The following is a 17564-nucleotide window of genomic DNA, read 5'->3' on the forward strand; positions in this document are numbered from 1 at the left end:
CGTCGCGCTACTCATGCAGGTGAGGGCCCTGATGGGGACCCTCGCCCGTTCCGCCGTCACCGAGCACACCGCGCGACGCCCGGCGCAGCAGGAAGTGACGGTTCGCGAATGCCGCGGCCACAATGAACACGATCCAAATCAGGGAGTAGACGAGGCCGGGGCGGGTGTCGTCCCACATCGCCAGAATGACGCCCATGCACCCCATGAACGCCAGCACGACCCACGCGCTCACCGCGCCACCGGGGGCCTTGAAAGCCGAGGCCTCGTGCAGCTCCGGGTGCTTGTGGAGGTACACCAGGTAGGACACAACGATGACCACCCACACGCCCATGAACAGCGTCGCCGACACCGAGGTCACCAGCGTGAACGCCGCCGAGATCGAGCCACCCATGCCCATGATGGCGATGCCCGACAGCAGGCACACGCACGACAGGAACAGGGCGTTGAGGGGCACGTGGTGGCTGGAGAGGCGGGCGAAGACGCCGGGTGCCTGCTCCTGACGCGCCAGGCCGTAGAGCATGCGCGACGTGGAGTAGATGCCGGAGTTCGCACTCGACGCGGCCGAGGAGAGGACCACGAGGTTGACGATCGTCGCCGCTGCGCCCAGGCCGGTGAGCGAGAACATCGTGACGAAGGGTGATTTCTCGGGGCTCACCTGATCCCACGGGGTCACCATCATGATGGCCGCGAGCGCCGCCACGTAGAAGAGCATGATGCGAACGGGGATGGAGTTGACGGCCTTCGGGAGGGTGTTGTCCGGGTCGTCGGTCTCGGCGACGGTCGTACCCACCATCTCGATGCCGATGAACGCGAAGAGGGCGATCTGGAAGCCGCCGAGGAAGCCGGTGAATCCGGTCGGGAAGAAGCCGCCGTGGCTCCAGAGGTTGGAGACCGCAGCCGCAGTGCCCTCAGTGTCGACGGTGCCCATGGCGACCATGGCGAAACCGACGACGACCAGAGCGATGATCGCGACGATCTTGATGAGCGCGAACCAGAACTCCGTCTCGCCGAAGGCCTTGACCGTCATCGCGTTGAGGGCGAAGAGCAGCAGGGTCGTCGCGCCGATCGGGATCCACGCGGGCAAGTCCGGCCACCAGAAGTGCGTGTAGCCGGTAATCGCGATCATGTCGGCGACGCCGGTGACCACCCAGCACGCCCAGTACGTCCACCCGGTGACGAAGCCGGCCCACGGGCCGATCAGATCGCGCGCGATGTCCGCGAAGGTCGCGTACTTATGGTTGGAGAGCAGCAGCTCACCCAGGGTGCGCATGAACAGGAAGAGAACCGCGCCGATGATCATGTAGACCAGCAGGATCGAGGGGCCCGCGACGGAAATCGTCTTACCCGAGCCCATGAACAGGCCCGTACCGATCGCGCCACCAATGGCGATCAGCTGAATGTGGCGGTTTTTCAGCGTGCGCTGAAGCTTTTCGCCGCCCTGCTGATGGTCGCCGTGTTCGACTTTCTCACTGGTCATCGTTGTTCCTTCCGCCTGCTCCCGCCCCACCTGGGACGTTTTGCGCGGTCTTTGCACGCTCTCGCGAAGTGCTTGACTCTCCAACGCTACCGCACGGGCACGCTCATGACCGAATCTAGATCCCCACATGGCAGAAGGGGCGCATTCAAGTTAGGTTTGCCTTATGACGCAGACTTCGACGCCTTCGACGGGCCACACCGAGGTGCCCGCAGGCGCCCACTCCCCCGCTTCCCCCCTGGGCACCCCCGACGCCTCGACCCCGGCCTCGACGCACGCCGCACCCGACCCGTCGACCGCCCCGGCCTCGTACCCCCTGATCTCCGTGGCCACGATTCCGACCGAGCGGGCGGCGCGCTACGGCAAGCAGCTCGTCAGCCACATGGGACACAAGATCACCGGCTTCTGGGACGAGGAGGCGAGCAGCGGCCACCTGCTGTTCGACCGCGAGGGCCCGGTCCTGGGGCGCTTCGACGTCGTCGCGTCGGCATCTGATCTGAGGCTTGAGCTGCGCACGGAGCCCGAGCGCGCCGACCGCCTCGAATTCATCGTCGGCATCCACCTGGCGCGCTTCGGCGCGCGCGACAGCCTCGCCGTCGTGTGGGAGCGCACCGACGGCAGCGACGGTTCGACGCAGGGCCCCCTCACCCCCGAAGAGGTCGAGGCCCGCGCCCGCGCCAAGAAGGCCGCCCGCGAGGCGGCGGCGCAGAGCGCAGCACTCACGGCGGACTGACGGCGGCGGGCACGCGGCGAAATGGGCGCGACGAGGCACGCGGCATCCGGGGATGCAGCAGCGTCGCCGCACGCAGCATCCGCACACACAGCAGCGTCGGTGAGGCGTCCGCTATCAATTCCGCACGTAATTCCCTGGTGACCACACCTTGCAGCACCCAAGCAACCTCCGCCGAAGCCCATACCCACTCCCAGCAAGCAAAGATTCAACCAGAACGGGAAGATTCCACCTCATCGGGTAGATTCCACCCGATCAGAAAGGGTTGAATCTTGCCGATCGGGTGTCACACCACTGAGGAACAAGCTCCACCACGGTTCACGCATCAACTCCTACATCCGACACTGCACCCGTTACGGGACACTGCACCTCTTACGGGACGCTACACCCGATCAGAACGGGTGCACTGCCTACGTATCGGGTGTAGCACCGACATTTACAAGCACAACCGCGGACCAAACCACCACGCACGCCAACTTCAGCGCAACGACAGCAGACCCAGCACAACAAAACGATCACAGCGCCAGCACGCGTGGCAGACAATACCCCATGCCACGCCACTTCTCCGAACTACCCGATAGAGGGCTCAACTCCTTTCGAATCTAACGCCCCATCGGGCACAAGCGCAGACTCGGAAGCGCACCCCTGCTCACACGACCCCACACCATCAGGCAAGCAATACTGCAGATGCCAGCACCGACTAATCCCAGTCCACAACTGCCCGTAGTCGCGCACAGGAAACCACAGAAGATCGACTCTCCACGGCCGACCTAGACCTACCTGCAAGTAATGGACGAACCAACCGAAGCGTAGAAAGCTGCTCTCCATAATCATCCCGCTCTTTCACAGAATGATTCCAGAGCAATTCCAGTGGAGAATTCAAAAAAGAAATACATGCCATTGCAACAAGAACACCAATTAAAGCTAGTGTAAAACGGTTAGCCACAGAATCCAGAGTTGAGAGGAAACCAAACATCGTCAAAATTATAGAAAATACGACTCCCGATAGACTGCGAAGAATTTTACCAAAAGGAACAAGTAGCTTCTGCATGAACATAAGACAAACTATCTCAATAGTCATCAACACCCCGAGCACAAGTATTCCCGCTGAAAAACCATACCAACCTGTCGCACGAAAACTCGCATAGAAGAAATATGGAACAATGATCCATATTACCAGAATAATAATCCCCAAAGGTTTACGATCCGGCTTGAAATCGACTGTTGAAGCTTTTTCACCGAGCCAGGTTTCATTTGCGCGCCAGATATCCAGCGGACTCTTTCCAGTCTTCTCCGAAATAGCGTGAATAGCCCGTTCACATTCAGTCATCGATCGCAGCTGATCAGGCTTAAGACACTCTTCTTGAGGGAGATCGGTCATCTTGTGCATGCCCTTCTGCTGGAACCTAGATTCATCATGCAAACAGATCTATCACCTTTGACACACGCGCTGATGATACGACACGCTTATAGACACTCACACTTCCATAGCGCAAGGGTGAGATCACATATTGGCTAGATTAGAGTCATTACCACTTGCGCACACCTAGGCTACAGAGCTTTACAGACCTTACATGTAACGCTGCACTAACCCGCCGCAAGCAGCTCGAGCAGACATGCCCAATGCGACGATGAGCTACTTACAACGCGCGCACCGCACCTACAACAAACCCCCGCAGCCGTGAGGCTGCGGGGGTTTGTCATTCAGCTTGTTTCAGCGTTCAGCGGCCCTCGAGGTAGCTCTTCGCTGCGGCCAGGACCTGTTCCCACATGCCGATCGCATCTTCATACGCCTGGCGGGCCTCGGCCTCGTCGTCGGAGACCGACGCCAGACCCGACTCCTCCACGTGGATTGCGACGCCGCCGCGCTCCTCGGACAGGGAAACCTCGACGCGGGTCGCGTACTCGTCCGGCAGCTCGTCGTCGGCCAGCGGATACCAGCGGAAGGCGACGACATCCATCGGATCCTCGTCGGCCTTCTCGATCAGCCAGTCGCCGGCGTCCGGGTCGCTCACGCGATAGATGCCGTCGTCCCCGAGGCTCACCTCGTGGTCACCCAGCGGGCCATCGTTGACCCACCAGCCCGGCTCGGACACGAGCGCCCACGCGGCCTCAATGTCGCAGTCCACGACCACGTCGGTCTCGACGCGATCCAGATCGTCCTCAACATCGTCGTCAGAAGTCATGCCAAAGAAGCTCATGCATCAACGGTACCGGCTCGGGCGCTCCCCGGCACGCGAATGGACACCCGAACGGGAGCACATTTGCGCACGTCGGCAAGCACCTCAACAGACACGGGACCAGACCCACCCGCGCACGTCAACAGGCGTGCACACATGCACGAGGCATTGGGACGCCGCGCTCTCACGCACACGACGAGGCCGTGGCCAGCCCGCCGGACAGCGGGAGTGGGCCACGGCCTCGTTGAAGGGAGGGCGATCAGCCGAGACGCGTGATGCGGTAGCGCCAATCCACGGGGCCGACCTCGAGGGTCTCCACGCGGTAGTGCTGCTCGGAGTCCTGCAGGTGCGCGAACAGCGGCTCGGGCTGGTGGGGCGCGCAGATCTGGATGTTCTCGCCGACGGGCAGGTTGTCGACCGCCGCGAAGAGGACCGCGTGGCGCACGACGCGGGGGATCGAGTTGATGACCAGCTCGTCCGCGCCCGGGCGGTGAATGACGCCGGCGCCGCCAGCGTGCACATTGCCCGCCGAGGGGGCACCGTCACCGCAGCCGCAGCCGCCCGCGGTGGAGGTCAGGGGCTCGGCAGCCATCTCGTGGGGGCGCTCGGCGGGGGCGTCGTGGCCACCGCAGCCGCAGCCCGCGTGCTCGGCAGGAGCCTGCTCGGCGGGGGCGTCAGCGGCGTGGCCGTGTCCGCCGCAGCCGCAGCCGCCCTGCTCGGGGGCCTGCTCGACGGCGGCCTGCTCGGCGCGTGCCTTCTTACCCTCGCCACCGCAGCCGCAACCGCAGCCGCCGTCCGTGGACGGGACGGTGTTGGCGTCGACCAGCTTGAACATCTGACGGTCAGTCATGTCTTTTCCTTATCCTTCGGCCCGACGGGCCATTTCAGCGAACCTTACCCAGTGTAGTCATGCCTCAGCCACGCCCGCGCGTTCACTTAATGAGGAACTCGGCCTCGACCTCGACGCTCACGTTGAGGGGCAGCGCGGCGACGCCCACGGCGCTGCGCGCGTGCTGGCTGCCGAAGATCTCGCCGAACAGCTCGGATGCGCCGTTGATGACGCCGGCCTGGCCGTAGAAGTCGGGGCGCGAGGACACGAAGCCGACGACCTTCACGACGCCCGCGAGGTTGTCGATGCCGCCCGCAACGGAGGCCGCCGCGGCCAGGGCGTTGAGGGCGCACACGCGCGCCGCGTCCTTGGCGTCCTCGGGGTCCGCGCCGTCCTCGCCGACCGCGCCGATGCACACGGGCTCGCCGTTCACGACGGGGATCTGGCCGGAGGTGCGCACGACGCCGCGGTCGATGACGGCCGGCACGTAGGCGGCGACGGGGGTGGCGACGGCGGGCAGTTCGAGGCCGAGTTCGGCGAGCTTCTCGGAGGGGAGCATGAGGGGTCCTTTCGTTCTTATTGACGAGGCCGGGGCCTCGTCCTCCTGTTCCAGTTTAGTTGCGCTGTTCCCGGGGGTGGTGAGCGAGGGTGCTGGCGTGAGATACCGGGTGGGGCCTCGGCGAAAAAGACGTGATGCGGGCATGCGTGCGCCCCGCGTGTCGACAATCACGCGGGGCGCACTATTCAGGAGGCCTCAGCCCTGGGGTGCGGCCGGGGGCTGACCGCCCTGACCCGGACCGCCCGCCGGGGGCTGACCGCCAGCCGGCGGCTGGCCACCCTGTTCCGGACCGCCGGCCGGGGGCTGACCGCCCTGACCCGGACCGCCCTGACCGGCGGTCGCTTCGGTGGCGGTGCCGTCGACGCTCACCGTGTAGGTGGAGCCGTTGGTCATGCCGGAGGTCGAGTAGATGACGTTACCGAAGGCCTTGAGCGAGGTGTAGGTGCCCAGGACGGAACCGTTGGCGTCGGTGATCGTCACTGTGGATCCGGCGGAGCCGGTCGCGGCGGCCGAAATCCAGCCCTGACCGTCGGTCGTGGTCGGCGTCTCCACCATCTCGTTGGTGGCGAAGGCAATGACCGTGCCGCCCGTGATGCTCATGGCACCGTTGCTATCCAGGGCGCCGTTCGCGCCGGACGCCGGGCCGTAGACGGTCGTCGTGCCGCCGCTGATGGTCAGCGAGCCGTTGGAGTCAAGGCCGTCGCCGTTCGCGTTGACGGTCACGGTGCCGCCGCTAATGGTGAGCTGCTCGCCGGTGTCCTCCATCGAGCCGCCACCGTCAGCCATGCCACCGGGGCCCATCTGCTGGGTGGTCGCGGTGGCCGTCGAATCGGAGGACGTCGTGTTAGAGCTGGACTCGGCGACTGCGGCCAGGCCGGCCTCGACCGTGATCGAGCCCGAGGCGTTGATGCCGTCGTCGCTCGAGGTCAAGTCGACGGTGCCGTCGGAGATCGTGATGAGGCCACCCTCGAGGGCCTCGTTCGACTGCGTGACGGTCACGGTTGCGCCGTCCAGGACGGCCGCGACCTCGGTGTGCACGCCATCGTCGCCGGAGGCGGCGGTGATCGTGCCGGAGCTCAAGCGCAGGGCGCCATTGGAGTGGATGGCGTCATCCCCGGCGTCGATGGTGGTCGTGCCGCCGTCGACGATGATGTAGGTCTGAGCCTTGATGCCCTTGGTCGAGTCCGTGGAGGGCTTGCCGGCCGAGGCGCCACCGCCCGAGGTGATCGACAGGGTGCCGCCGGTGACGATCGCGTCTGTGTACGCGTCGATGCCGTCGCCGCCCGAGGTCAGGGTGACGGTGCCGTCCGCGATGTTGACGTAGCCCTTGGTGTCGTCGTTGTCCTGGTCGGACTTGAGGGCGTCGCCGCCGGAGTTCACGGTGACGGTGCCGCCCGCAATCGTCAGGGAGTCCTTGCCGCGCAGGCCGTCGTCCGAGGCGGTGGCGTTGATCGTGCCGCTCAGGACGTACAGGTCGTCCTTGGAGGTGATCGCGTCCGAGGCGCCGGAGGTCACGGTGAGCGTGCCCGACCCGGTGATCGTCAGGTCCATGTCGGCGTAGATGGCGGCGTTCGCGTCCTCCGTGCCGGTGTAGGTGCCGTCGGTGATCGTCGAGGCGCCCTCGAGAGACAGAACGAGGTCGTCACCGCTGGTCGCCTCGATCGCGGCACCCGTCGAGGAGGTGATGGTCGCGTTGTCGAGAATCAGGACAACCTGGTCCTCCGCTCCGGCGGCCACGACGACCTTGCCGGTGAAGGAGCCGCTGAGCTTGTAGACGCCGGCCTTGGAGATGGTCAGCACGCCGTCGCTCACGCTCACGGCGTCGGACGAGGAGGTCGCGGTCGTGCCGCTCAGCGTCACGTCGACGGCGTCCGAGGCCTTCCAGTCGCTGTCCTTCACGTAGGAGGCCTTCGCGTTCGAGGCCAGGGCGTCGGCCGCGGTGGGCGGCGCGGTCGTGTCGCCGTTGGTTCCGGCGGCCGCGACGGCAGCGGTCGCGCTCGTCGCGGTGGAGGCGGTACCGGAGGAGGTCGCGCCCGAGGCGCCGCATGCGCCCAGCGCGAGGGTTCCGACGAGGGCGATCGCGCCGATCGTCCGGGCGGGGGTCCAGAATTTCTGAAGGGTTTTCATGTGTCTGTTTCTTTCGTGTGGTTAAAGCTTGTGTTTCTTATGCTCAGCGCTTACGTTTCGCGTGCTGTCGAAACCGCGGGCGCCGTTATGAGGTCTGTCAGGCCGCCATCGTGAGGGGCGTGGAGTGCGCGAGTTCGGGGACCTCGACGTATTCGGGGAAGTAGCGGCGCAGAGTGCGATTCCACTTGTTCGCCGGCAGGTCGTGCATGGCGGCCATCGTGGTCCCGTACTTGGAGATCTTCACGGGGCGCACGCCGCTCTCCCACAGCAGGTGGTCAACGACCGAGGGGGTCGCACCCGACTTCGTTTCGATGATGACCAGGTCAGGGCGAGCGACCTCAGTGCCGTCCGTGCGCAGCGAGCGCCACGTCAGCTTCGTGTCCACCGTCGCGCGGCCCTGCCCACCAGGCAGGAGTAGAGTGTTGCGCTCATAGGACCCAGCCAGGACCGGCTCAAGGGCGGGCACCAGGTGACCGTACCCCGTCTTCTCGACCTTCCCGGCCACCCACGCGCGGCGCTCACCCGCGAGAGGAGCCCCGGCCTCGTCCCAGGAGATCGACATGCGCTTCTTGACGGTCACGCCGCGCGGGCCGCGGGTCTTCACCTCCAGGAAGGACGCGCCCGACGAGAGGTAGGAGCGGGTACGGACCTTGAAGCGGCGGCGGCGCTTGAGCGCGGTCAGCAGGTACGAATCCATGTCGGGCGTGTCGTAGTAGGTGGACGCGTAGCCCTGGGACACCTGGCCGTCAATCTTCAGGACCAACGCGTCCTCGGGGAGGCTGCTCAGAATCGCCGAGGCCGTGGCCTCGTCCAGCGCGTACTTGCGGTCCACTCGGGTCAGCATCGCCGCGCGCTTATTCAGTTCATCAAGGCCGATCCAGTCGAGGTCGGCGAGAATCGCATTCAGGGTGGCATTCATGAGTCGTGTCCTTCGTAGAGGTTGGCTGCTGGGAATCGGCGAGGCCGGTGTGGTGTAGCCGGCCTGCTGCGCGGCCGGGTTTGTGTGGCGGGCCGGCGGGTCAGGCGACCTTCGAGCGGACGTCCACCAGAGTCAGGTCGTTCACGAGGTCGAGCTTGACGACATTCACCGAGGCGACGGACGCGCCCAGGCGCTGCTCGAGGGCCGCCTTCAGCTCGGCCGGGTCGGCGATCGCACGGTCCAGCTGCACGGTCTGTGAGGTGTAGCGGCCGAAGACCAGCTTCGAATCACCGAAGGCCAGGGCCACGAGGATCAGGGCGATCAGGCCGCCCAGGAGCGGGGTCACCGCCGACGACATGCCCGTCAGCAGGCCGAGGGCCAGCGACGCGAAGTAGTAGGCGATTTCCGTCTGCGAGATCTGATCCGAACGCAGTCGGATGATCGACAGGACACCGAAGAGACCCAGGCCAAGGCCCGCGCTCACGGTCGAGTTCGCGAGGATGATCGTGACGGCGAGGACGCCGACATTCACACCGAGGAAAGCTGCGACCAGGTCAGCGCGGCGGTGCCGTGGGAAGTACAGGCCGAACACGAGGGCGGCCATGGCAACCAGGTCAATGGCGATCAGAATCAGGGCGGTCATTGGTGTCTCCTTTTGTCGATGCACCAATTTCCCCACGCGACCCTATGAAGAACCTATGAAGCTCTCATATTTCTCATATGACTTTGTGGAGTGTTGCTGTGAAGCTATGAAACCCGGTGTTTGTATGGGCCGTTTTCTTTGGGCCGGGCTGCGCCGTGGGCGGCGGCCCGCCCTGGCCCTGCCGCCGCCCACCGGCACCGCGACCAGGCCCCCTCACACCCCTCACCCCTGCGCCCACACCCAATTTCGCATGCAATTCCCCCACGACTATTTCAAACTTTGAATTCAGATCGTTGGAATTGCAACGTTTCTGGGCTTTGTTAAAACTTCACCCAATCGAATTGCATGCGAGTTTTTGGAGGCAACGCCGTGCTACCACCCACGGCACCGCAGCCTGGCCTCCCCATCCGCGTCTAGGCACCACAAGCGCGACAGAATTCGCCCTGCTCGCCTCTATCAGCGCCCACGCGCGAAAAAGTTCGCCCAGCACGCACAAAACACCCCAAAATCAGCGTTTTTTCGCCAGCAGGGCGAATTTTTTCGCGGTTTGGACCAGAATCCACTCCTGCTGGGCGAATTTTTTCGCGCCCATGAGCATCCCCGAGCTCACCCCCGACAGGCGCTACGCCCACAGCCCAAACCTCGCGTGGCGTGCGCACACGCCACAACGCCGGTGGCACACTGGCCACATGACTGACGCCCCCACTCCCGAAGCCCGCACGAACGAACCGGCCCAGGCCTCGTCCCTCCCATCCCTGGCGATCACCGGCGCGTCCGGGAACGTCGGAGGCACCACCGCCCGACTCCTGTCGGAGCGCGGCCTGCCCCTGCGCCTGCTCGCGAACACGCCGTCGCGCGCGCCCGAGCTGCCGGGAGCCATCGCGGTGAAGTGCTCGTACGAGGACACGCTCACGACGCGCGTCGCGCTGGCAGGCGTCGACGTCCTCTTCATGGTGTCCGCGCCCGAGAGCGAGGACCGCCTAGCCAAGCACCTCGCCTTCGTCGATGCGGCGGCTGCCTCCGGGGTGCGTCATATCGTGTACTTGTCGTTCATGAACGCGGCGCCCGACTCGACGTTTACGCTGGCGCGCACGCACTTCCACACGGAGGAGCGCATTAAGGCGTCGGGTATGACGTACACGTTCTTGCGCGATAACTTCTACGCTGACTTTTTCGTGGAGTTGCCGGACGAGGAGGGCCGCATCCTCGGACCCGCGGGCGACGGGCACGTGGGCGTGGTCGCGCGCGAGGACGCGGGGCGCGTGGCCGCGGGGGTCTTGGCGGATCCGGGGCGCTACGAGAATCAGACTCTCGACGTGACGGGCCCCGAGGCCCTCACCCTCGACGAGATCGCCGCAATCCTCACCCGCGTGCAGGGTCGGCCCGTCACCTACGTGCGCGAAACCGTTGAGGAGGCGTACGAGTCGCGCAAGAAGTGGCCGGCCGCCCAGTGGGAGTACGACTCGTGGGTGTCGACCTACACGTCGATCGCACGCGGCGAGATGGACGTCGTCTCCACGACCGTGCGCGACGTGACGGGCCGCGCCCCGCTCACCTTCGAGGAGGTCGCCCGGGCAGCGCTCGCGTCGGGCCGCTGACTGTCGCGGTTGAGCCTTCGTGGGCCCCGGTTTCGCTTCTCTTCTCAGGGACGAGGCCGGGGTTGCCTCATGCGCTCATGCTTGCCGCCTGCGTCACACTCCTGGTAGCGTCGGGGCAGTCAGACAGTAAGGAGATGCCATGAAATCCAAGAAACGCATCCTCGTGACGCTGATCGTCGCGATCCTGGTCGGCATCGCTATCTTCCCGATGCTGCCGCTTGAATACCGCGACCGCGTCGTCGCGGTGCTCACCCACCCGTTCTACTACCTGGGCCTGAGTAACTGGTAGGACGAGGCCTGGGCTTGGGTAACTGGTAGGACGAGGCCACCATATCCACAGGAAGGGGGTGGGGTTCCAACCGGGAACCCCACCCCCTCAGTCACGAAGCCGCAGCCTCAGAGATTCTCGACGACCGCAGCGCGGGGGCCGCGCTCGCCGGTGGAGGCGTCGCGCCAGGCCTCAAGGGCCCGCAGGAACGCGGTAGCACCGGGGTCCTGGAGACCGATCGACCGGTCCTGCGGCACAGATGCACGAAGCACGCCTCCAGCACCGCCGTCTCCCACCACCGCTATTCCCAAGGCCACCGCAACCTTGACAGAATCCCTCCCCTTCCCTATCCTAAGATGAAACGTTTCATCCTCATCGTGGAGGACCAATGACCACTTCATCTGAAGACCTCATCCCCCAACTCATCGAGCTGTCCAACCAGATTGGTTCGGACACGGAATACACGCGCTCCGGCGGCGGAAACTCTTCCGCGAAAACAGGCGACACACTCCTCATCAAGCCCAGCGGCGTCCCGCTCGCAACCCTGCGCGAGGAAGACTTGGTCCCCCTCGATATTCCGACCCTTCTGCACGCCTTCGAGCATCCAGAAGAGCTCCCCAGGGGCGAAGACCCCGTTCGCGCGGCGGCCCAGCTCGCGCAGCGTGGCGCGTTCGAGCGCCGCCCAAGCGTCGAAATCCTCTTCCACGCCCTCATTCCCGACCCGCTCGTCATTCACCTGCATCCGCTGACCGCCAACGCGATCACGTGCAACACGCGCGGCGAAGAGCTGTGCGAGCAGATCCTCGGCGACCAGGCCCTGTGGGTCGACTACACGGACCCGGGCATTCCTCTCGCGCGCCTCATCGACGACCGTCGCCGCGCGTTCACGGCCGCGCACGGCACTCCCCCACCGGCGATCACGCTCCTCGGCAATCACGGCATCATCGTGTCGGGCCCAACGAAGGATGCGATCCTCGAGCGCATCGACTTCCTGACGTCCTCGATCCGTGCGGCGATTGACGAGGCCGGGACCGCCTTCTCGGGTTCGTCTTCCCGGGTGGCCGAGGCGTTCCGTCGCGCGGTGGACGCACCGAGCGTCGCGTTGTCGACGGACGGCCTGTCGGTGCTCGTGTCGGCACCTGGAGGGCCGCTGATCCCCGATCAGATCGTGTACGCGGGCTCATTCCCGGTCATGCTGGAGGCGACCGACACGGAGGACATCGTGTCGGCGAAGGTGTCGTTGTATCGCGCGCAGCACGGGCGTTCCCCCATCGTCGCTGTCATTCCCGGACTCGCTGTAGCGGCGGTGGGACGCACGAACGAGGCCTCGGATAACGCGTTGCATACCTTCCTGGATGCGTTGCGCGTGGCAAGGGACGCGAACCTGCTCGGTCGTGTGCGCGTCATGGACGAGCGCGAGCGTGGCTTCATCGAGAACTGGGAGGCGGAGTCATACCGGCAGAAGGTGGCTGCATCTCAAGGCTCCTGATCCATCCAGGGAAACCGAACGCACTGTTCGTTATCGAAGTGTTTGGGGCGTGTTGTATGGCAACATGCCCCAAACACTTGTCATCATGTGCGCACGGGAGCGCCTCTATATGCACGTGGGCCGCGGCTCGAACTAGTCGAGTCGCGGCCCACGCTCACGCGCCAACCCGGCAGCTATAACCGGGCACTCAGGAGGGCATCGGCCTCATCCCAGAGGCGCGCGTGGGAGGCGCGGGGCTCGTAGGTGACGAGCGCCGACGACGCCTGCGAAATGGCGCGGAGGTCCATCAACGTCCCGGTGGCCGCGCCAATGGCCCGCAAAGAGATGAGCATGTTTCCGAGGGCGGTGGCCTCGACGGGTCCCGCGATGACCGGGATGCCTGTCGCGTCGGCCGTCTCCTGGGCGAGGAGGCGATTCTTCGACCCGCCGCCGACGAGGTGAATCGCTTCAGGGTGGGTGCCGCTGAGCTCGAACGTCCGTCGGATTGCCCGGCGGTATGCCAGCGCCAGCGAGTCCGTGATCGCGCGCAGCACGGTAGCCCGCTCATGGGGATCGACGCCCGAGGTCTGCGGATCGCCAACCCCCGCACCGCCCTCGTCCAGAGAGGAGGAGTCGTCCACCGGAGAGGAATCGTCCCACGAAGAAGCCGACGACGAGGCGCCCGGGCCCGGGATCCACAGCGAACGCACGCGTTCCACCATGGCGCCCGGGGCCATCAGCTCGGGCGAGGACATGTCGAGCAGGTAGCGCGCGGGTTGGGCCGCTTCGGTCTGCGCGTCAAGGAGCGGCCAGTCGACCCGGCCTGAAGCGCCCGATGCCTCATCTCCGAGGGATGCCCACTGACGCAGGCACTCCTGCTGCACCCACATGCCCATGATGTTCGCGAGGAAACGGACGGTGCCATCCACGCCTAGCTCGTTCGTAAAATTGGCCGCCCGAGCCTCCTCGGAGAGCACGGGGGCGCTCAGCTCGGTACCGACGAGCGACCAGGTTCCGCTCGAGATGTACGCGAACGACCCGGCCTGGGCGGGAACCCCCGCGACCGCCGACGCGGTGTCGTGCGACCCGACGGCGACAACCGGGGTGCGCTTCCCCATCGAGGTGCGCAGGTCGAGACCCTCCACGCGGGCCTCACCGATGACCTCCCCCGGTGAGATGATCGGCGGAAAGAGCTGCTCCACCCCGAAGTCGTCGCGCAGCCTCTTGAGGATGTCGGGATCCCAGTCGCGCCGGGCCGCATTGACGAGGCCGGTCGTCGACGCGTTCGTCAGCTCGCTTCGGGCCTGACCCGTCAGCCAGTACGCCAGCAGGTCGGGGATCAGGAGCGCCGTGCGCGCGCAGTCCGCGCGACGCTCCCCCCGGTCGGCCACGCGCTGAAACAGCGTGTTGAAGGGCTGGAATTGCAACCCGTTGCGCTCATAGAGCCAGGAGGAGTCCCATTGGTCGAGCACCTCGGACGCGCCGCGACCGCAGCGTGCGGACCGGTAGGACGCGGGGTTGCCAATCAGCCGGCCGTCCTCGTCCAGCAGCCCGTAGTCCACGGCCCACGTGTCGATTCCGATCGCGTCCACGGCACCGCGCAGGCTGGCCTCGCGCAGACCCTCCAGGATGCCGCGCCACAGCGCGAGGATGTCCCACTCGTAGGCCACCCCAGCCTCGTCCCCGGATCGGGTGCACGAGGCCGGGCCGACCCCACCCGAACCGGAGTCGCCCACGCGACGAGGCCCGGGGAGGGCGACCGGCCCGTTCGGGAAGCGGGAGCACTCCTCGATGGCGAGGCGCTCGCCGTCGAACACGCCCCGCAGGACGCGCCCCGAGGAGGCTCCCAGGTCAATAGCGACGACGGTCGTCATCATGCGCCCCAGGAGGCCTGCTGACCACCCACTCGCTCCGCGCTGATGCGCTCGAAGTAGCCCGAGGCCGCGTAAGCCGCGAGCGGGTCGGGGTCGAGGCCCTGCTCTTCACGGAGCTCGCCGAGGAGCGGGCGCACGTCGGAGGAGAAGGCGTCCATGAGCACCTGGTTGGCAGTCAGCACGTCGTGCTTGGCCTGCGCCGTCGCCAGCGCATCGCGGTCGACGAGGAGCGCCTTCGCGGTCGCCTCCTGAACGTTCATGGCGGACAGGATTTCTCCCGGGATCTTCTCTTCGAGGTTGTGGCACTGGTCGAGCATGAAGTTCACGCCGGAGGTGGGCGCGAGGGCGCCGAAGGAAACGATCTCGTGCATGATGCGAAAGAGCTGGAAGGGATCGGCGGCCCCCACGATCAGGTCGTCGTCGGCGTAGAAGCGCGAGTTGAAGTCGAAGGCGCCGAGGCGGCCGGCGCGCAGCAGCTGGACGACGATGAATTCGATGTTGGTGCCTGGCGCGTGGTGGCCGGTGTCGAGGCAGACGACAGCCCGCTCACCCAGCGCGGTCACATGCGCGAGGGCCGTACCCCAGTCCGGGACATCGGTGTGGTAGAAGGCGGGTTCGAAGAACTTGTACTCCAGAAGCAATCGCTGATGTGGAGCCAGATTCTCATAGATAACGGACAGTGAGTCAGCGAGACGTTCCTGGCGCGCAGCGATTGAGTCCTGGCCCGGGTAGTTCGTTCCATCGCCCAGCCAGATCTTGAGAGTGTCGGATCCGGTGGCATTCATGACGTCGATGCAGCGCAGGTGCGCGTCGATGGCCTTGCGGCGCACGGCCTCGTCGGAGTTCGTCAGGGAGCCGAACTTGTAGTCGTCATCCTGGAAGACGTTGGAGTTGATGGTGCCCAGCGTGATGCCCTGCGAGCGCGCGTGGGCGGCCAGGTCGGAGAAGTCGTCGACCACGTCCCACGGAATGTGCAGCGACACCCGCGGTGTGATGCCGGTGAACCGATGGACCTGCGCCGCGTCGTCGATCTTTTCGTAGGCGTTGCGCGGGGTGCCGGGGCTTGGGAACACCTTGAAGCGGGTCCCGGAGTTGCCGAAAGCCCAGCTCGGCAGCTCGATGGTCTGCTCGCGCAGCAGGGTGCGGGAGCTTTCGGGCAGGTCGGACAGATGGATGGTCATGACGTCTCCTTCGACGTGTGGGAGGTGGGTTGACGAGGCCGGGGCAGCCTCTCGGGGGCCGGTAAGACCCCTCGCAGGCCGGCCTCGGTAGGCGATTAGGCGAGGTAGAAGTATTGGCTGAGGAAGTGGGCGTTTCCGCCCCCGTCCGGCTGGAAATACTGGGCCATGGCGGCTTGCCAGCGCGTGTTGACCTCGAGGTCTTCCATGGCTGCTGCGGCGGCGCGAGCGTCGTCTGCCTCGTAGTAGCCGACGACGAGGCCGGTGTCCGGTTCGAGGAACAGGGAGTAGTGTCGCCATCCGGCGTCGCGCAGGGCCTGGCGCATGTCGTCCCAGACGCGCTGGTGCACGTCGGCGTATTCGGCGAGCTTCTCCGGGCGGACGCGCAGGAGGAAGCAGGCTCGGTGGGGGCTGGCTTGGCTCGTCGTGGCGAGCGTGTGGGCCAGCGATGGGGTCTCACTCATGGAACATCCCTTCATCGTTGAACGGGAATTGGTTGTGTCTATTCTAACGTGAATCGTTTCATTTATCAAGCAGGGCTAACCCGAAGCCGCGCGATTCGCGGCATGGAAACGGGGTTGGCGGGCACGACGGACGCGCCCACCAACCCCGTCAGAGTCGACGTTAGAAGTCGTAGTTGTCGATGTTGTCCGCGTTGAAGCGCACGGGGTCACCGACGACGACGGTCTTGTTCTCGCCGATCGTGCGCTCACCGAGGGTTCCGGCCGTGAACTTCTCCCCGACCTCGCCCTTGATCGCACCACTATCGAGCGCGGCACCCGCGTACGCGGCCACGTATCCGAGCTGGGCGGGATCCCACAGGGCGAACTCCTTGACGGTCCCGTCCTTCACGAAGGAACGCATTTCGTTGGGCAGACCCAGGCCGGTCAGAACGACCTTGCCCTTGTAGTCGGAGGTCGACAGGTAGCGCGCGGTGGCGGCGATGCCGACGGTGGTCGGAGAGACGATCGCGTTGAGGTCGGGGTGAGCCTGGAGCAGGCCCTGCGCCTCCTGGAACGACTTCGTGTCATCGTCGTCGCCGTACACCTTCGCGACGATCTCGATGCCCTTGTACTTGTCGTTTGAGGCGATCTCATCCTCCATGAACTTGATCCACGCGTTCTGGTTGGCGGCGTTCGCCGTCGCGGAGAGGATGGCGACCTTACCAGAACCGCCAATCTGCTCGGAGACCATCTCAAGCATGGTGATCGCCACCTGCTTGGACTCGACCTGGTTGATGAACAGGTCGCGGCAATCCGCCGAAGCGTCGGAGTCGAAGGTGACGACCTTCGTGCCGGCCTTGCGCGCGTCCTGCAAAGCGGGGCACACGGCGTCGGGGTCGTTCGCGGCGATCACGAGGACGTTGGTGCCCGCCTGCACCTCGGAGTTGATGAAGGAGACCTGCGAGGAGGACGAGGCCTCGAGCGGGCCGACGACGTTGACCTCGGCGAACCCGATCTCGCCCGCAGCGTTCTTGCCACCGCCGAGCATGACGTCGGAGAAGGGGTTGTTCAGCTGCTTGGGGATGAACGTAATCGACTGGGAGGAGACGTCGTAGGAGCCGGAGGTTTCGCCGCCGGAGCTGGATTCGCTGCCCTGCGTGGACGTTCCACCACCGCAGGCGGACATCAGGAGGGCCGAGGCCAGCGAGAGTGCGCCAAGTGCGGCCACACCTTTCTTCATGTGAGACATCGTTGTCTTTTCCTTTCGGGCGCAC

At 65.5% G+C, this 17564-nt stretch carries 17 protein-coding genes; 4 read left to right on the forward strand and 13 right to left on the reverse strand.

Going from position 1 to position 17564, the window contains the following annotated elements; translation table 11 throughout:
• Positions 1–7 precede the first annotated feature (7 nt).
• Positions 8–1477 carry an amino acid permease gene (locus QP415_RS04060; protein ID WP_285098889.1) on the reverse strand — a complete coding sequence of 490 codons (1470 nt, stop codon included), beginning with the start codon at positions 1475–1477 and terminating at the stop codon, positions 8–10.
• A 163-nt stretch (positions 1478–1640) separates the two neighbouring features.
• Here QP415_RS04060 and QP415_RS04065 point away from each other — a divergent pair, with 163 nt between their 5' ends.
• Positions 1641–2207, forward strand: coding sequence for a DUF2218 domain-containing protein (locus tag QP415_RS04065; protein WP_285098890.1), 567 nt, complete (start codon positions 1641–1643; stop codon positions 2205–2207).
• 697 nt (positions 2208–2904) lie between these two features.
• On the opposite strand, the gene QP415_RS04070 is transcribed toward QP415_RS04065, so the two are convergent.
• The 7 genes from QP415_RS04070 to QP415_RS04100 all read right to left on the reverse strand — a co-directional run bounded on the left by QP415_RS04070 (position 2905) and on the right by QP415_RS04100 (position 9461).
• On the reverse strand, positions 2905–3594 hold the full coding sequence (locus tag QP415_RS04070; protein WP_016460629.1) for a hypothetical protein: 690 nt from the start codon (positions 3592–3594) through the stop codon (positions 2905–2907).
• A 331-nt stretch (positions 3595–3925) separates the two neighbouring features.
• Positions 3926–4405, reverse strand: a complete 480-nt coding sequence (locus QP415_RS04075) for a toxin (RefSeq protein ID WP_285098892.1) — start codon at positions 4403–4405, stop codon at positions 3926–3928.
• A 238-nt stretch (positions 4406–4643) separates the two neighbouring features.
• Entirely contained in the window at positions 4644–5234 is a 591-nt protein-coding gene (locus QP415_RS04080) for a DUF2249 domain-containing protein (protein ID WP_285098893.1), read from the reverse strand.
• Between the two features lie 82 nt (positions 5235–5316).
• Entirely contained in the window at positions 5317–5772 is a 456-nt protein-coding gene (locus tag QP415_RS04085; protein WP_003791248.1) for a RidA family protein, read from the reverse strand.
• A gap of 195 nt (positions 5773–5967) precedes the next feature.
• Complete coding sequence (locus QP415_RS04090; protein ID WP_285098897.1) at positions 5968–7899, reverse strand: carbohydrate-binding domain-containing protein; 1932 nt, start codon at positions 7897–7899, stop codon at positions 5968–5970.
• A gap of 97 nt (positions 7900–7996) precedes the next feature.
• A complete protein-coding gene (locus tag QP415_RS04095; RefSeq protein WP_285098899.1) occupies positions 7997–8818 on the reverse strand; it encodes a polyphosphate polymerase domain-containing protein in 822 nt (273 codons plus the stop codon).
• 100 nt (positions 8819–8918) lie between these two features.
• Positions 8919–9461, reverse strand: a complete 543-nt coding sequence (locus tag QP415_RS04100) for a DUF4956 domain-containing protein (protein ID WP_048670814.1) — start codon at positions 9459–9461, stop codon at positions 8919–8921.
• A 689-nt stretch (positions 9462–10150) separates the two neighbouring features.
• On the opposite strand from QP415_RS04100, the gene QP415_RS04105 reads away from it, so the two are divergent.
• A complete protein-coding gene (locus QP415_RS04105) occupies positions 10151–11059 on the forward strand; it encodes an SDR family oxidoreductase (protein WP_285098903.1) in 909 nt (302 codons plus the stop codon).
• A 139-nt stretch (positions 11060–11198) separates the two neighbouring features.
• Positions 11199–11348, forward strand: a complete 150-nt coding sequence (locus tag QP415_RS04110; protein WP_285098905.1) for a hypothetical protein — start codon at positions 11199–11201, stop codon at positions 11346–11348.
• A gap of 107 nt (positions 11349–11455) precedes the next feature.
• On the opposite strand, the gene QP415_RS04115 is transcribed toward QP415_RS04110, so the two are convergent.
• Positions 11456–11599 carry a hypothetical protein gene (locus tag QP415_RS04115; protein WP_285098907.1) on the reverse strand — a complete coding sequence of 48 codons (144 nt, stop codon included), beginning with the start codon at positions 11597–11599 and terminating at the stop codon, positions 11456–11458.
• 116 nt (positions 11600–11715) lie between these two features.
• Between QP415_RS04115 and QP415_RS04120 the strand changes: the two genes are divergently transcribed.
• Positions 11716–12816 carry a class II aldolase/adducin family protein gene (locus tag QP415_RS04120; protein WP_285098909.1) on the forward strand — a complete coding sequence of 367 codons (1101 nt, stop codon included), beginning with the start codon at positions 11716–11718 and terminating at the stop codon, positions 12814–12816.
• 173 nt (positions 12817–12989) lie between these two features.
• On the opposite strand, the gene QP415_RS04125 is transcribed toward QP415_RS04120, so the two are convergent.
• From QP415_RS04125 to rhaS, 4 genes are all read right to left on the reverse strand, one after another.
• Complete coding sequence (locus QP415_RS04125) at positions 12990–14672, reverse strand: rhamnulokinase (protein WP_285098911.1); 1683 nt, start codon at positions 14670–14672, stop codon at positions 12990–12992.
• On the reverse strand, positions 14669–15850 hold the full coding sequence (gene rhaI, locus QP415_RS04130) for an L-rhamnose isomerase (protein ID WP_285098913.1): 1182 nt from the start codon (positions 15848–15850) through the stop codon (positions 14669–14671). The genes QP415_RS04125 and rhaI overlap by 4 nt, the downstream gene beginning before the upstream one ends.
• Positions 15851–15945: 95 nt before the next feature.
• Positions 15946–16311 carry an L-rhamnose mutarotase gene (locus tag QP415_RS04135; protein ID WP_285098914.1) on the reverse strand — a complete coding sequence of 122 codons (366 nt, stop codon included), beginning with the start codon at positions 16309–16311 and terminating at the stop codon, positions 15946–15948.
• Between the two features lie 160 nt (positions 16312–16471).
• Positions 16472–17530, reverse strand: a complete 1059-nt coding sequence (gene rhaS, locus QP415_RS04140; RefSeq protein ID WP_285098916.1) for a rhamnose ABC transporter substrate-binding protein — start codon at positions 17528–17530, stop codon at positions 16472–16474.
• Between the last annotated feature and the right edge of the window lie 34 nt (positions 17531–17564).

Source organism: Pauljensenia sp. UMB3104 (assembly GCF_030217285.1).
Lineage (GTDB): Bacteria > Actinomycetota > Actinomycetes > Actinomycetales > Actinomycetaceae > Pauljensenia.